Source organism: Myxacorys chilensis (assembly GCF_059505265.1).
This window is the reverse complement of the sequence record NZ_JCACKG010000001.1, coordinates 1,661-2,209: the sequence shown is the minus strand read 5'-3', so window position 1 is coordinate 2,209 and position 549 is coordinate 1,661. Positions and strand designations below refer to the sequence as shown.

Sequence of the window (549 nt, the reverse complement as noted above, 5' to 3'; positions counted from 1 at the left end):
CGATTTCGCCGGCATGACGATGCAGCAGATCGTGGAAGCCAACGCGAAGGTCGGCAAGCCGGTCATCAGCGACCGCACCGTCAACCGGCACCTGTCCAGCCTGAGCGCCTTATGCACTTGGGCTTTGGCCAACGACCACCTTGAGCAGAACCCCGTCGCCGGCTTGTCGCTCGCGAAGGAGAACACCACTCCGCGCATTCCGTTCACCGTCGATCAGCTCAACACCTTGTTCCGCTCGCCGCTCTTCACCGGCTGCGCGGGCGGTCGGGAGTGGGCCGACATGCACAGGCCCGGCGCCCACCTGATCCGCGACTATCGGTATTGGGTTCCCCTCATCATGCTCTTTTCCGGCGCCCGCAACGGCGAGATCGCCCAGCTCGCCGTCAAAGACGTGCGCCAGATGCACGGACACTGGATCATGCACATCACCGTGGAAGGCGACGGCGACAAGTCCGTCAAGACGGCGGGCTCCATGCGCGTCGTGCCGCTCCATCCCGAGCTGATCCGCCTAGGTTTCCTCGACTACCACAAGCAGCGGCAGGCAACCGG

The 549-nt window shown here is 64.5% G+C and carries 1 protein-coding gene; it reads left to right on the top strand.

Translation table 11 applies throughout. The features are described 5' to 3' along the window. Window positions 1-549, top strand: a 549-nt coding sequence (locus AC5JLB_RS00015) for a site-specific integrase (protein ID WP_495871806.1), incomplete at both ends; no start/stop codon positions are given.